This is a genomic window from Nonomuraea sp. NPDC051191 (assembly GCF_044455665.1).
Taxonomy (GTDB): Bacteria; Actinomycetota; Actinomycetes; order Streptosporangiales; family Streptosporangiaceae; genus Nonomuraea.
This window is the reverse complement of record NZ_JBITEZ010000019.1, coordinates 25,916-41,168: the sequence shown is the minus strand read 5'-3', so window position 1 is coordinate 41,168 and position 15,253 is coordinate 25,916. Positions and strand designations below refer to the sequence as shown.

3 protein-coding genes are annotated in these 15,253 nt (G+C 73.7%); all 3 read left to right on the top strand.

Translation table 11 applies throughout. The features are described from left to right. Window positions 1-61: 61 nt before the first annotated feature. The 3 genes from ACIA8R_RS42620 (at window position 62) to ACIA8R_RS42610 (ending at window position 15,238) form a co-directional block, all read left to right on the top strand. A complete protein-coding gene (locus ACIA8R_RS42620; protein ID WP_357709770.1) occupies window positions 62-625 on the top strand; it encodes a dihydrofolate reductase family protein in 564 nt (187 codons plus the stop codon). Between the two features lie 439 nt (window positions 626-1,064). After that, window positions 1,065-5,804: an amino acid adenylation domain-containing protein gene (locus tag ACIA8R_RS42615; RefSeq protein WP_397043294.1), complete on the top strand. Its 4,740-nt coding sequence runs from the start codon at window positions 1,065-1,067 to the stop codon at window positions 5,802-5,804. Then, entirely contained in the window at window positions 5,801-15,238 is a 9,438-nt protein-coding gene (locus tag ACIA8R_RS42610; RefSeq protein WP_397043292.1) for an amino acid adenylation domain-containing protein, read from the top strand. The genes ACIA8R_RS42615 and ACIA8R_RS42610 overlap by 4 nt, the downstream gene beginning before the upstream one ends. The last annotated feature ends 15 nt before the right edge of the window (window positions 15,239-15,253 follow it).

Here is a 15,253-nt window from a genome sequence, read left to right as displayed (position 1 = left end):
ACCGTAAGTAAGCTCCGGCATCGTGGAGACCACACAGAGCGGAACCGGAAGGGAAACACCGATGCGCAAGGTCAAGCTCCAGCTCCAGATCACCACGGACGGCTTCGTGGGCGGCCCCGGCGGCGAGATGGACTGGCTCCGGTTCCCCTGGACCGACGACATCAACGCCCACGTCGCGGCGGTGTGGGAGCCGGTCGACACCATCGTGCTGGGCCGCAGGCTGGCCGAGGGCTTCATCCCGGCCTGGGAGTCGCGGCCGGCGGGCGAGACCGAGGAGGGCATCGACAAGATGATCAACACTCCGAAGGTCGTCATCTCCCGCAGCCTCACCGAGTCGCCCTGGAGGAACGCCGTCGTGGCGGGCGGCGACCTGGCCGAGACCGTCGGCGAGCTGAAGGCGAAGCCCGGCGGCGACGTGATGGTGGCCGGCGGCGCCTCGATCGGCCGGCAGCTGATCTCCCTGGGGCTGATCGACGAGCTGCATCTGTTCGTCAACCCGGTCGCGATCGGGGCGGGGCTGCCGTTGTTCCCGGCGGGCGAGGGCTACCAGAGGCTGCGCCTGGTCGCCGCGCGCCCGTTCGACTGCGGCGTGGTGGGCCTGCACTACGAGCCGGAGCGTTCCTGAGGCGTCCGCCCTTCGTGGCGGCGGGTGGTGAACCGCGCTCAAAGAACGCGAGCACGTGCACGGGAAGCGCCTGAGAATGGCCCGCCCGTGCACTTCGCCTTTCTGGTCAGAGCATCGCTGACCTGTAGATAGTCCGGCTGTCAGCGTCGGTAATGCGGGGGCTCGAAGAATGGCGGCCGGCTCGCCGGAACGGTCTCCCGGCGGGGGGACGCCGGGCGGGGGAAGGGGCGCGACGGCCGGACGTCCGGCAGATCCGGTCGTCCGGCGGCACAGGCGATCGCGGGGCCCGGGGGGTGCCCGGCCGGCAGAGGACAAGCGCCCAGGACGCGGCGCTGTCAAGCGATTCACTCCAGGGTTGACACCCCTCTGGCAAGAGGGTCATTCTGTTCCGCGGCGTGCCCAAAAAGTCCCAAAAACTCAACAATCGGCAGGCGTGACAATGACGTCAGATGCAGCACCCTCAGCATCTGTTCTGCACCGTTACCAGGACCGGCTGCGCGCGACCCCGGACAGGGTCGCCGTTTCGGCCGGTCGAGAACACCTCACGTACGGCGAGCTCGACCGCCTGGCGAACGGCGTGGCCGCTCGGCTGCGCGAGTCCGCCCTGAACGGACGGCCCGGCGGACGACCCGGCGGACGGCCCTGGGTGGCCGTGCTCGCGGGCCGGTCGATCCGGCAGGTCGCGGGCCAGCTCGGCGTCATGAAGGCGGGGCTCGCCTTCGCCCCGATCGACCCGGCCACGCCTGCCGAACGGATCCGCGCCATGCTGGCGGGAGCCGCCGCCGTGGTGACCGAGCCGGAATGGGCCTCGCTGGCGCCCGACGGCGTCCCCGTGATCGACACGCTCGTCCCCGCCGACGAGCCGTCCGAGCCGGTGCCCGTGCCCATGCCCGGCCCGGACGACCTGGCGTACGTCATCCACACGTCCGGCTCGACCGGCACCCCCAAGGGCGTGCTGGTCCCCCACCGCGCGCTGTCCAACCTGATCGCCTGGTCGCACGAGACCTTCGGGCTGGACGGCCGGGCCCCGCTGCTCACCAGCCCGAACTTCGACCCGTCGGTCTGGGAGATCTGGATGTACCTGACCGGGGGGACCACGATGGTCATCCCCGACGAGCGCACCAGGCTCTCGCTGCCCGCGCTGCGTGACTGGATCGTGGAGCAGGAGCTGACCACCTGCTACGCGCCCACCCCCATCGCCGAGGGCCTGCTCGGCCTGTCCTGGCCGGACGGGACCAGCCTCGCCACGCTGAGCACCGGCGGCGACCGGCTGACCGTCCACCCGCGCCCCGACCTGCCGTTCCGGCTGTTCAACCTGTACGGCCCGGCCGAGTGCGCGGTCAACGCGATCGCCGGCGAGGTGCCCCCGCACGACGGCCGCACCCGCCCGCCCGCGCTCGGCAGGCCGCTGCCCGGCGTCACCGTCCACCTGCTGGACGAGGAGCTGCGGCCGGTCGAGGAGGGCGAGATCCACCTCGGCGGCGTGTGCGTCGGCCTGGGCTACCTCGACCTGCCGGAGCTGACGGCCGAACGCTTCGTCCGCGACGGCGAGGGGCGCCTGCTCTACCGGACCGGCGACCTGGCCCGCCGCGACGCCTCGGGCGAGTACGAGTTCCTGGGACGGCTGGACGACCAGGTCAAGATCCGCGGCAACCGCGTGGAGCTGGGCGAGATCGAGACCGTGCTCGGCCGCCACCCACGGGTGCGGGCGGCGACCACGGCCGTGCGCGGCGGCGACCTGGTCGCCTACGTCGTGGGCCCGGCCGGCGAGCAGGAGGCCCGCGCCCACCTGCGCAGGTTCCTGCCGGACTACATGATCCCCACCGCCTGGGTCTTCCTGGACGAGCTGCCGCTGACCGTCAACGGCAAGGTGGACCGTGCCGCCCTGCCCGACCCGGTCCGGAGCGCCCGCGCGGTCACGCCGCCCGGCACGCCCACCGAGGCCGCGCTCGCCGGGATCTGGCAGGACCTCCTCGACGCCGGGCCGATCGGCGCCGACGACGACTTCCTGGCCCTCGGCGGCCAGTCGCTGCTGGCCATGCGCATCGCCGCCCGCGCCTGCGAGCTGTTCGGCAGGCCGGTCGAGCCCCGGATGCTCTTCGAGCACCCCACGGTCGCCGCCCTCGCCCGCGCGATCGACGGCCTGCCGCCCGCGTCCGCCGCCCTCGCCCCCGCCGAGGGCGTCACCCCGGCGCAGCGCCGCCTGTGGTTCATCGACCAGGTCGCGCCCGGCGGCTCGCAGTACAACGTGCCGATCCTGATCGCCCTGGACGGCCCCCTCGACACCGCACGGCTGGAACGGGCGATCAACGAGATCGTGCGCCGCCACCCGCCGCTGCGCACCCGCTACGAGGAGCACGACGGCGAGCCCGTCGCCGTGGTCGAGCCGGCCGCGACGATCCCCCTCAAGGTCGTGGACGCCACCCCGCGCGGCGCGGACGCGCTGGCCAAGCACGCCGCCCGCGACCCGTTCGACCTCCGGAACGGTCCCATGCTGCGGGCGCTGCTGCTGCGGCTGGCCGACGACCGGCACCGGCTGCTGGTGACCGTGCACCACATCGCCTTCGACGGCTGGTCGGCGGGCGTCCTCCTGGACGAGCTGGCGCGGCTCTACGCGGGCGAGAGCCTGCCCGAGCCGGCCCGGCCGTACCGGCGCGGAGCGGGGGGCGACGGGCTGCCGTACTGGCGGAAGGTCCTGGAGTCGCCGCCGGAGCGGCTGGCGCTGCCCGGCGACGGCCCGGGATCGGCCGAGCCGCTGCGGCGCGGCGCCCGGGTGCGGGCGACGCTGCCGGACGGGCTGCTCACCGAGCTGGAGTCGCTGGCCAGACGCTCCCAGGCGAGCCCGTTCATGGTGCTGTTCGCGGCCTTCCAGGCGCTGCTGCACCGCTACACCGGCCAGGACGACCTGGTGACCGGCGTGCCGTTCGCCGGCCGGGAGGCGCCCGGCGCCGACGCCCTGATCGGCTTCTTCGTCGAGACGCTGCCGATCAGGACCGGACTGGCGGGCGATCCGACGTTCGAGGGCCTGCTGGCGCAGGTGCGGGCGACGGTCCTGGCCACCCCCGTGGACGTGCCGCTGGAGGAGATCGTCAGGGAGCTGTGCCCCGGCGGCCGGCCGCCGTTCGACGTGATGTTCGCGATGCAGGACCCGCCGGGCGCCCGGCGCGGCGGCGGGGTCACCTTCCGCGTGCTGGAGGAGGTGGAGAACGGCGGCGCCAAGGCCGACCTGGTGCTCTACGCCGAGGGCCGGGAGATGAGCCTGGAGTTCGCCACCGACCTGTTCCAGCGCGCGAGCGCCGAGCGGCTGCTGGGCCACTACGTGCGCGTGCTCGAACAGGTGGCGGCCGACCCGGCCGCGCCGGTCTCCGCGCTGCTCGCCCGCGGGCACGAGCCGCCGGGCCGCGGCCCCGACCAGTGCCTGCACGGGCTGTTCGAGCAGCAGGCGGACCGCACGCCCGACGCGGTCGCCGTCGAGTTCGAGGGCGACCGGCTCACCTACGCCGAGCTCGACCGCCGGGCCAACCAGCTCGCCCACCTGCTGCGCGAGCTGGGCGTGGGCCCGGAGGTGCCGGTCGCCCTGCACGTACGTCGCTCGCTCGACCTGCCCGTGGCCCTGCTCGGCATCCTGAAGTCGGGCGGCGCGTACGTGCCGCTCGACCCGTCCTACCCCGAGGGCCGGCTCACCCAGGTGCTGGAGCGGGTCGAGACGCCGGTCCTGGTGACCCACCGGGCGCTGGCCGGCAGCCTGCCGCACGAGCGTCCGGTGTACGTCGACACCGAGCTCGACGGCCGCCCCGGCCACCGCCCGGACAGCGGCGTCACCCCGGACGACCTGGCCTACATCCTGTTCACCTCGGGCTCGACCGGACAGCCCAAGGGCGTCGAGATGACCCACCGCCCGGTCGCCAACCTGATGGCCTGGCACGGCGGCGCGTACCGGAGCCTGCAGTTCACCGCGCTCGGCTTCGACGTCTCGGTGCAGGAGATCTTCAGCACCTGGGCGTACGGCGGGACGCTGGTCATGGTCAGCGACGAGCTGCGGCGCGACCCGGCCGCCCTGCTCGACCACATCGCCACGAACCGGGTGGAACGCATCTTCCTGCCGTTCGTGGCGTTGCAGTCGCTGGCCGGAGCCGGGATCGAGCCGCCCGAGACGCTGCGCGAAGTGATCACCGCGGGCGAGCAGCTCCAGGTCACCCCGCAGCTCGAACGGTTCGTCAAGCCGTGGATGCGGCTGCACAACCAGTACGGTCCGACCGAGGGCGCGATCATCGACATCGCCCACACGCTCACCGGCCCGCCGCAGGACTGGCCCCGGCTGCCGCCGATCGGCCGGCCCGTCCCGGGCGTCCAGACCCCGATCCTGAACCGGCTGGGCCACGAGGTGCCCGACGGCGTGCCGGGCGAGCTGCACCTCGGCGGCGCCTGCCTGGCCAGGGGCTACCACGGCCGGCCCGACCTGACGCGGGAACGGTTCATCACCTGGCGGGACGGCCGCCGGCTCTACCGGACCGGCGACCTGGCCCGCCGCGACGCCGCCGGGGACATCGAGTTCCTGGGCCGCGCCGACGACCAGGTCAAGATCCGCGGCTACCGGGTCGAGCCGGGCGAGATCGCCGCCGTGCTCGCCGGGCACCCGGCCGTGCGCGAGGCGTTCGTCATGGTCAGGGACGGCGCCCTGGTGGCGTACGTGGTCGCCGACGGCACGCCCGAGCTGCGGCCGTACCTGGCCGAGCGGCTGCCGGAGTACATGGTGCCGAGCACGTACGTGCCGCTGGCGGCGCTGCCGGTGAACCCGTCGGGCAAGGTGGACCGGCAGGCCCTGCCCGAGCCCGGCCCGGCCGCGCGGGCCGTCACGGCGGCCCCGGCCACGCCGCTGGAGCAGGCCGTCGCCGCCGTCTGGCAGGAGGTGCTGGGCGGGCAGGTCGGACGGGAGGACAACCTGTTCGAGCTGGGCGGCAACTCGCTCAACGCCACCCGGATCGCCTCCCGGCTGCGCGACGCGCTGGACGTCCGGGTGCCGCTGCGCACGCTCTTCGCCCGCCCGACCGTCGCCGAGCTGGCCGCCGAGCTGGCCTCCCCCGAGGTGGAGACGGCCGCCGAGCTCTATCTGATGGTGGCCGCGTACTCCGACGAAGAGGCCGAGGCCCTGCTGCGTTCCATGGAAGGTGACCAATGAGCCTGTCAGCACAGCAGCGGCAGCTCCTCGACGCGTTACGCAAGAAGAAGCAGCAGCAGGCGGCCGGGCGGCCCAGGCCCGAGCGGCTGCCGATGTCCTTCACCCAGCTCCGCGCCTGGTACCTCGACCGGACCGCGCCCGGGGCCGCCCACTACCTGATCCCGCTGGCCTTCCGCATCGAGGGCCCGCTCGACCGCGAGGCGCTGCACCGGGCTCTCAACGCCCTGGTGGCCCGGCACGAGAGCCTGCGCACCACGTTCGCCATGGACGAGGACGGGCCGTACCAGGTCGTGGCGGACACGCTGACGATCCCCCTGGCCGACGCGCCCGACGACGCGCCGATGGACCTGACCGCCGGCCCGCTCGTCCGCGCCTGCCTGGAGCGCGAGGACGACGAGCGGCACGTGCTGCGTCTGACCCTGCACCACATCGTGGCCGACGCCTGGTCCCTCGACGTGCTGCGCCGCGAGCTGAGCGCCCTGTACGAGGGCCGCGAGCTGCCACCGCTCCCCCGGCAGTACCCGGACTACGCGATCGAGCAGCGCGACCGCGATCACAGCGAGGACCTGGCCCACTGGCTCGGCGCGCTGACGGGCGCGCCGGCGGTCACCGAGCTGCCCCCGGACCTGCCGCGTCCGGAGGTCCAGACGTACGCGGGGGCCGAGCTGCCGTTCTCGCTGGACCTGCCGCGCGAGGAGTTCGCGGCCTACTGCCGCGGCCTCGGGGCCACGCCGTACATGGTGCTGTTCGCGGCCTACCTGGTGGTGCTGGCCCGCCGTTCCGGCCAGGACGACCTGGTCGTGGGCACGCCCATCGCCAACCGCGACCAGGTCGAGTACGAGGGCCTGATCGGGTTCTTCACCAACACCCTGGCCGTCCGCGCCGACCTGTCGGGCGGGCCGTCGTTCGCCGAGGTCGTCGAGCGGGTCAAGGAGGCGGTGCTCGACGCCCACGACCACCAGGCGATGCCGTTCGAGCGGCTGGTGGAGGAGCTCAACCCCGAGCGCCGCCTGGACCGCAGCCCGGTGTTCCAGACGATGTTCAACATGCTGCCCGAGGCCGCCTCGGAGCTGGAGCTGGCCGGGCTGACGGTCACGCCGGTGGAGATCCCCGAGCGCACCGCCAAGTTCGACCTCACCGTGGGCGTCCGCGAGACCCTGGACGGACTCGTCGAGTACAACACCGACCTGTACCGGCCGGGAACGGTCCGCGCCCTCGTGGCCGACCTGCGGCAGGTGCTGGCCACGGCGATGCGCGGCGACGAGGCGGCCGGGCACATGCCGCGCCACCAGGTCGTCCAGCTCGTCACCCGGGCCTGGCGGGAGACGCTGGGCACCGGCGACTTCGGGCTCGACGACAACTTCTTCGAGGTCGGCGGCCACTCGATGCTGGCCCTCCAGGTGCACGAGCGGCTGCGCAAACGCTTCGCCCTGACGGTCACCGACCTGTTCAGGTATCCGACGATCTCCACGCTGGCGGCCTACCTGAGCCCCGGCGCCCCCACCACCCCGGAGACGGCCCCCACCGCCACGGCGACCGCGGGCGGCGCCCTGGCCATCGTCGGCATGGCCTGCCGCTTCCCCGGCGCGAACGGCCCCGGCGAGTTCTGGACGGCGATCCGCGACGGCGTCGAGGCCGTCCAGGACTTCACCGACGAGGAGCTGCTCGCCGACGGCGAGGACCCCGAGCGCCTGGCCGACCCGGCCTACGTCAGGTCGGGCACGGTGCTGGACGGCATCGACCTGTTCGACGCCACGCTGTTCGAGTTCACCCCGCGCGAGGCCGAGATCCTCGACCCGCAGCAACGCCTGTTCCTGGAGACCGCCTGGGAGGCTCTGGAGGACGCGGGCTGCGATCCGGCCCGCCACCCGGGCCACATCGGCGTCTTCGCCGGCTCGGCGATGAGCAGCTACTTCATCGAGAACCTGCTCGCCGCGCCCGACGTGCTCAAGGCGGTGGGCGAGTACCAGGTCATGCTGGCCAACGACAAGGACTCGCTGCCCACGCGGACGTCGTACAAGCTGGACCTGCGCGGGCCGAGCGTCAGCGTCAACAGCGCCTGCTCCACCTCGCTGGTCGCGCTGCACCTGGCCCGGCAGAGCCTGCTGGCGGGCGACTGCGACATGGCGCTGGCCGGCGGCGTCCGGGTCAACGCCTGGACCCGGCGCGGCTACGTGTTCCAGAGCGGCGGCATCGGCTCGCCGGACGGCCACTGCCGCCCCTTCGACGCCGGCGCCCAGGGCACGATCGGGGCCAGCGGCGTGGGCATCGTCGTGCTCAAGCGGCTGGAGGACGCGATCGCGGCGGGCGACACGATCCACGCCGTCGTCCGCGGCTCGGCGGTCAACAACGACGGCACCAGGAAGGTCGGCTACACCGCCCCCGCCGTCGACGGGCAGGCCGAGGTCGTCACCGCGGCCCTCGCGGCGGCCGGCGTCGAGCCGGACACGATCGGCTACGTCGAGGCGCACGGCACGGGCACCGCGCTCGGCGACCCGATCGAGGTCGCGGCGCTGTCGCAGGTCTTCACCGGCGACCGGCCGATCGCGCTGGGGTCGGTCAAGTCCAACATCGGGCACGCCGACGCGGCCGCCGGCATGGCCGGGCTGATCAAGACCGTGATGGCGCTCAAGCACCGCACGCTGCCGCCCACGGTCAACTTCGGCACGCCCAACCCGCGCATCGACTTCAGTCCGTTCTACGTGCCGACCGCCAGCGCCGAGTGGCCACAGGGCGAGGGGCCGCGGCGGGCGGGCGTCAGCGCGTTCGGCATGGGCGGCACGAACGCCCACGTCGTGCTGGAGGAGGCGCCCGAACCGGCCGCCGGGCAGGCGGCGACGCCAGGACCGCACCTGCTCGTCCTGTCCGCCGCCACCGAACCGGCGCTGGCCGAGTCGGCCGAACGGCTCCGTGACCACCTGCGCACCCGTCCCGAGCTGGACCTGGGCGACGTCGCCCGCACGCTGCGGCACGGCCGACGCGCGCTGCGGCATCGCGGCGCGCTGGTCGCCGAGGACACCCCGGCGGCGCTCACGGCCGAGCTGGTCACCGGCGAGGCGCGTCCGGGTGAGCTGGCCTTCGTCTTCCCCGGCCAGGGCGCGCAGCGCCGTGGCATGGGCGCGGGCCTGTACCGGTCCGGCGGCGTCTTCCGCGCCGTCGTGGACTCCGCCGCCGCGATCCTGGAGCCGTTTCTCGGCCTCGACCTGCGCGAGGCCCTGTACGGCGAGGCCGGCGACCTCGACCAGACCTGGCTCACCCAGCCCGCGCTGTTCGTCACCGAGTACGCGCTCGCCCGCACCCTCATCGAACGCGGCGTGCGCCCGTCGATGATGGCCGGGCACAGCATCGGCGAGTACGTGGCCGCCTGCCTGTCCGGGGTCCTCACCCTGGAGGACGCCCTGCGCCTGGTCGCCGCCCGCGGCCGCCTGGTCCAGGGCCTGCCGCCCGGCTCGATGCTGGCCGTGCCGCTGCCCGAGGACGAGGTGCGCGGCCTGCTCGGCGAGGAGCTGTCGCTGGCCGCGGTCAACGCCCCCGGGTCGTGCGTCGTGGCCGGTCCGGGGGACGCCGTCGCCGCCCTGGAACAGCGGCTGGCCGGGCGGGGCGTCACCTGCCGGGCGCTGCGCACCTCGCACGCCTTCCACTCCTCGATGCTCGACCCGGTGCTCGACGCGTTCGCCGCCGAGGTCGCCTCGGTACGGCTGCGCGCGCCCGAGGTGCCGTACCTGTCGAACGTCACCGGCGGCTGGGTGAGCGACGCCGAGGCCGCCGACCCCGGCTACTGGGTGCGCCACCTGCGCGAGGCGGTGCGCTTCGCCGACTGCGCGCAGGCTCTGGTGACGGCCGGGGCGACGGTGGCGGAGGTCGGCCCCGGCCGCACGCTGAGCACGCTGGTGCGCCGGCAGGGCGGCCGGTCGGTCGCCCTGCTCACCGAGCCCGAGGGCGGCCCGGCCGCCCTGCTCGAAGGCGTCGGACGGCTCTGGGTGGCCGGCGCGGACGTCGACTGGGCGGCGTTCGCGCCTCCCGGGCGGCGGGCGTCGCTGCCGACGTACCCGTTCGAGCGGCGCAGCTACTGGATCGGGCCGCGGGCCCGCCGCCACGAACTGGCCGCCGTCCCGGCGGCGGTGGCGGCAGAGGGGCTCGACCCGGTGGCCGCCGCCTGGCGGGACGTGCTCGGCATCACGCCCGCCGGCCCCTCGGACGACTTCTTCGAGCTGGGCGGCGACTCGCTGGTGGCCACCCAGCTCGCCTCCCGGCTGGGCCTGCCCATCGAGGCGGTCTTCGAGCACCCGACGCTGGACGGGCAGCGGGCGCTGGTCGCCTCCGCGGCCGAACCCGAGGTGATCCGGGCCGTCGCGGAGCCGGGTCCGGCGCCGGTCTCGTTCATCCAGCGGCGCATGTGGTTCATCGACCAGGTGCACGGCTCGGCCGCCTACGCCGTGGCCACCGCGCTCGACCTGCGCGGCGACCTGGACGTACGGCTCCTGCACGACGCGCTGCGCGAGCTGGTCCGGCGGCACGAGGCCCTGCGGACCGTCTTCCACGCCCCGGACGGCGAGCCGGTGCAGGTCGTGCTGCCTCCCGGGGAGACGCCGCTGCCGGTCGAGGACTGCGACGACGTCGAAGGCGCCCTGAGCAGGGACGCGGCCGAGCCCTTCGACCTGGAGCACGGCCCGCTGTTCCGGGCCCGGCTGCTGCGCACGGCCGCCGACCACCACGTGCTGTCGCTGGCCTTCCACCACATCATCGTGGACGGCTGGACGATCACGATGCTGGAGGGCGAGCTGGCCGCGCTCTACAACGGCGACAAGCTGCCCGAGCCCGGGTACGGCTACCGCGACTACGCCCGCTGGCAGCAGGAGCAGGCCACCGACCTGGGCTTCTGGACCGAACGGCTGCGCGGCGCCCCGCACAGCCTGGACCTGCCCACCGACCGGCCGCGCCCGCCGATGCAGACGTTCGAGGGCGCGGTCGCCACGCACACGCTGCCCGCGGAGCTGGCCAAGAGGCTGCGCGGGCTGAGCCAGGAACGCGGCGCGACGCTCTACATGACGCTGCTGGCCGCGCTGCACACGCTGCTGTACCGCTACAGCGGCCAAGAGGACGTCTGCGTCGGCTCGCCGGTGGCGGGGCGCACCCGTCCGGAGTTCGAGAGCGTGGCCGGCTGCTTCATCAACACGCTGGTCATGCGCGCCCGGCTCGACGGCGACCTGCCGTACACCGAGCTGCTGGCGCAGGTGCGCGAGTACGCGCTCGGCGCCTACGCCCACCAGGGCGTGCCGTTCGAGCGGCTGGTGGAGGAGCTGAACCCGCCCAGGGACCTGTCCCGCAACCCGCTCTTCCAGGTGCTGTTCAACCTGCTCAACCTGCCCCAGAGCGACCTGGGCATGACCGGGCTGACCGTGACCGACCGGCCCGTGGAGACCCGCACCGCCCAGGTGGACCTGGCTCTCCAGGTCTACGAGCAGGACGACGAGCTGCTGTGCCGGCTGGAGTACAACACCGCGCTGTACGACGAGGGCACCGCCCGGCGGCTGCTGCGCCACTACGAGCTGCTGCTCGGCGCGATCGTCGAGGCGCCCGCGACCCGGCTGTCCGCTCTGACCTTCCTCACCGGCGAGGAGCTGGCAGAACAGCTCGGCGGCCAGGACGGCCAGGCGCCCGGCGGCTGCGTGCACGAGCTGGTCGAGGCCCAGGCCGACCGGACGCCCGACGCGGTGGCCGTCGCCTTCGAGGGCGAGTCGCTGACGTACCGGGAGCTGGACGAGCGGGCCAACCGGACCGCCCACCGGCTGCGGTCGGCCGGCGTCGGCCCCGAGACGCTGGTCGGCGTGGCCATGGAACGGTCGGCCACGATGCTGGTCACGCTGCTCGGCGTGCTCAAGGCGGGCGGCGCGTACGTGCCGCTCGACCCGATGTACCCCCAGGACCGCCAGGACTACATCCTCGGCCACTCCGGCATCGGCGTGCTGGTCACCGAGCGCGAGCTGGCCGGGCGCTACACCGCCTTCCAGGGGCAGCTGCTCCTGGCCGACGACGGCTTCCCCGGCGAGAGCGCGGCCCGGCCGCCCGCCCTGGCCACGGCCGGGAACCCCTGCTACGTCCTGTACACCTCCGGCTCGACCGGGCAGCCGAAGGGCGTGCGCGTCCAGCACTCCTCGGTGGTCAACTTCCTCGACTCGATGAGCCGCGAGCCCGGCCTGACCGGGCGGGACACGCTGGTGGCCGTCACGACGTTCGCCTTCGACATCTCCGTGCTGGAGCTGTTCCTGCCGCTCACCGTCGGGGCCAGGGTGGTGATCGCGAGCCGCGAGGCCGCCTACGACCCGCTGCGGCTGGCCGCCCTGCTGGAGGAGGCCACCGTCATGCAGGCCACCCCGGCGACCTGGCGGCTGCTGCTGTCGGCGGGCTGGGCCGGCAGGGCCGGTCTGAAGGCGCTGTGCGGCGGCGAGGCGCTCCCCGCCGACCTGGCCGCCGACCTGCGCGGCCGGGTGGCCGAGCTGTGGAACATGTACGGGCCGACCGAGACCACGATCTGGTCCACGATCACCAGGGTCGGCGACGGGCCGATCACGATCGGCCATCCGATCGCCAACACCCGGATCCTGCTGCTCGACGCCGCGCTGGAGCTGGTGCCGACCGGCGTGATCGGCGAGCTGTACATCGGCGGCGCGGGCCTGGCCCGCGACTACCTCGGCCGGCCGGACCTGACGGCCGAGCGGTTCGTCACCTGGCAGGACGGCAGCCGGCTCTACCGGACCGGCGACCTGGCCCGCCGCCGCGGCGACGGGACGATCGAGTTCCTCGGCCGGGCCGACGGCCAGGTGAAGGTGCGCGGCTACCGGATCGAGCTGGGCGAGATCGAGACGCTCCTGCTGGCGCATCCGGCGGTCGGCTCGGCGGCGGTGGTGGTGCGCGGCGCGGAGGAGGACAAGAGCATCGCCGCCTACCTGGTCGCCGACGGCGAGCACGACTGGCGCGAGCACCTGCGGCGCAAGCTGCCCGACTACATGATCCCGTCGTCGTTCACCCTGCTGGACGCGCTGCCGCTGACCCCCAACGGCAAGGTGGACCGCAAGGCCCTGCCCGAGCCGGTGGGTCCGACGCGGTCCGAGGGGACGGCGCCGCGCACCCCGGCCGAGGTGCGGCTGGCCGAGCTGTGGTCGAAGATCCTGGGCGTGAGCGGAGTCGGCATCGACGACGACTTCTTCGCGCTCGGCGGCGACTCCTTCAAGGCCGTGCGCGCCGTGCGCGACTCCGGGATCCCGGCGACCGTGCTGGACCTGTTCAAGAACCCGACGATCCGCGCGTTCGCCACGCTCGACGGGTCGGCCCAGCCCGCCGGGCTGCTGCACGAGCTGACGCCGCCGCGTCCCGCGGCCACGGTGACGCTGGTCTGCCTGCCGTTCGCGGGGGCCGGGGCGATCACGTACCAGCCGCTGGCGGCGGCGGTACCCGAGCACATCACGATGCTCGCGCTGGAGCCGCCGGGCCACGACACCGGCAATCCCGGCGAGCCCGCGCTGCCCTTCACCGAGCTGGTCGAGGGCTGCGTGAAGGAGATCAAGGAACGGGTGCGCGGGCCGGTGCTGCTGTACGGGCACTGCATGGGCGGCGCGCTCACCGTCGAGCTGGCGCGCCGGCTGGAGGAGGAGGGCGTCGACCTGGTGAAGGTGGTCGTCGGCGGCCACTTCCCGGCGCCGCGCCTGCCCGGCAGGGCGTTCGCCTGGTTCCGCCGGGTCTTCCCGATGGAGCGGTGGACGTCCAAGCGGCAGGCGCTGGAGTTCCTGCGGGCCATGGGCTTCTTCACCGAGGACCTGGACCCGCGCGAGCGCGACTTCATCATGGGCGTCTTCCTGCGCGACACCCAGGAGGGCGAGGACTACTACACCCGGCTGTACCAGGAGCCGATCAGGAAGCTGTCCGCGCCGCTGGTGTGCGTGGTCGGCGAGAACGACCGCGCCACCGAGCTGTACGAGGAGCGCTTCCGCGAGTGGGAGGCGTTCTCCGACTCGGTGTCGCTGGAGGTCATCCCGAAGGCCGGGCACTACTTCGCCAAGCACCAGGCGCCCGAGCTGGCCGAGATCCTCGGCGGCGGCGAACGGCCGCCCGCGCCGCTGCCGCCGCGCTTCCAGCAGGCCAGCCTGAAGACGTTCTTCCTGGTGGCCTTCGGCCAGCTCGTGTCGCTGATCGGCACCGGGCTGACCACGTTCGGCCTCGGCCTGTGGGTCTACCAGCAGACGCGGTCGATCTCGATGTTCGCCATCGTCTCGGTCATGGCGCTGCTGCCCGCCGTGGTGCTGGCGCCGATCGCCGGCACGGTCGCCGACCGCTGGAACCGCCGGACCGTCATGATCACCGCCGACTCGGCGGCCGGCTTGGCCTCGGCCTCGCTGGCCGCGCTGCTCTGGACGGGCGGGCTGCACCTGTGGCACGTCTACGTCATCGTCGCGGTCGGGTCGATCTCCACGGCCTTCCACCAACCGGCGTACATGGCGGCGGTGGCCCAGCTCGTGCCCAAACGGTATTACGGCAGGGCCAACGGCATGGCCCAGCTCGGGCAGGCGGCCGGGACCGTCCTGGCGCCGCTGCTGGGCGGGGCGCTCATGGCGGCCGTCGGGCTGCGCGGCGTCATCGTGATCGACCTGTCCTCCTTCCTCTTCGCGGTCACCGTGACGCTGGCCGTCCGCTTCCCGAACGCGCTGTTCAAGAAGCAGGAGGAGCCGTTCTGGCGGGAGGTGACGGGCGGCTGGCGCTACATCACCCGCAGGCACGGCCTGCTGGCGATCATCCTGTTCACCTCGTTCCTGAACTTCCCGTTCGCGATGGTCGAGGTGTTGTCCACGCCGCTGCTGCTCAGCCTCACCGACACCCGCGGGCTCGGCATCGCGCTGTCGATGACCGGCGTGGGCCTGGTGATCGGCAGCGTGATCATGACGGTGACCGGCGGCCTGACCCGCCGCACGAACGGCATCCTGGGCTGCTTCGTCGCCCTGGGCGTCGCCTTCGCGGTCATCGGCCTGGCGCCCCACCCGGCGCTGCCCGCGACCGGCCTGTTCCTCGTCGGCCTGCTGACCGCGCTGCTGAACGCGCACTGGTTCTCGATCGTGCAGCAGAAGGTCGGCCTCGACCTGCAGGGCCGGGTCATCGCGACCAACCTGATGCTCAGCTGGGCCATGGTCCCGATCGGCTTCCTGCTGGCCGGGCCGCTGGTCGAGCACGTCTTCGACCCGATCGCCGGGGCCGCCCGGGGCCGGGGCATCGGCCTGCTCACGATCGTGGCGGGCGCGGTGACCGTGCTGATCGGCCTGGCGGCCTGGCGGTACCGGCCGGTCCGCTACCTGGAGGACGACCTGCCGGACGCGATCCCGGACGCGGTGGCCATCACCGACAAGGATCTGATCCAGCAGGCCGCCGACCGCCAACTGGTTCCCTGAACCGGCGTCCCCCGG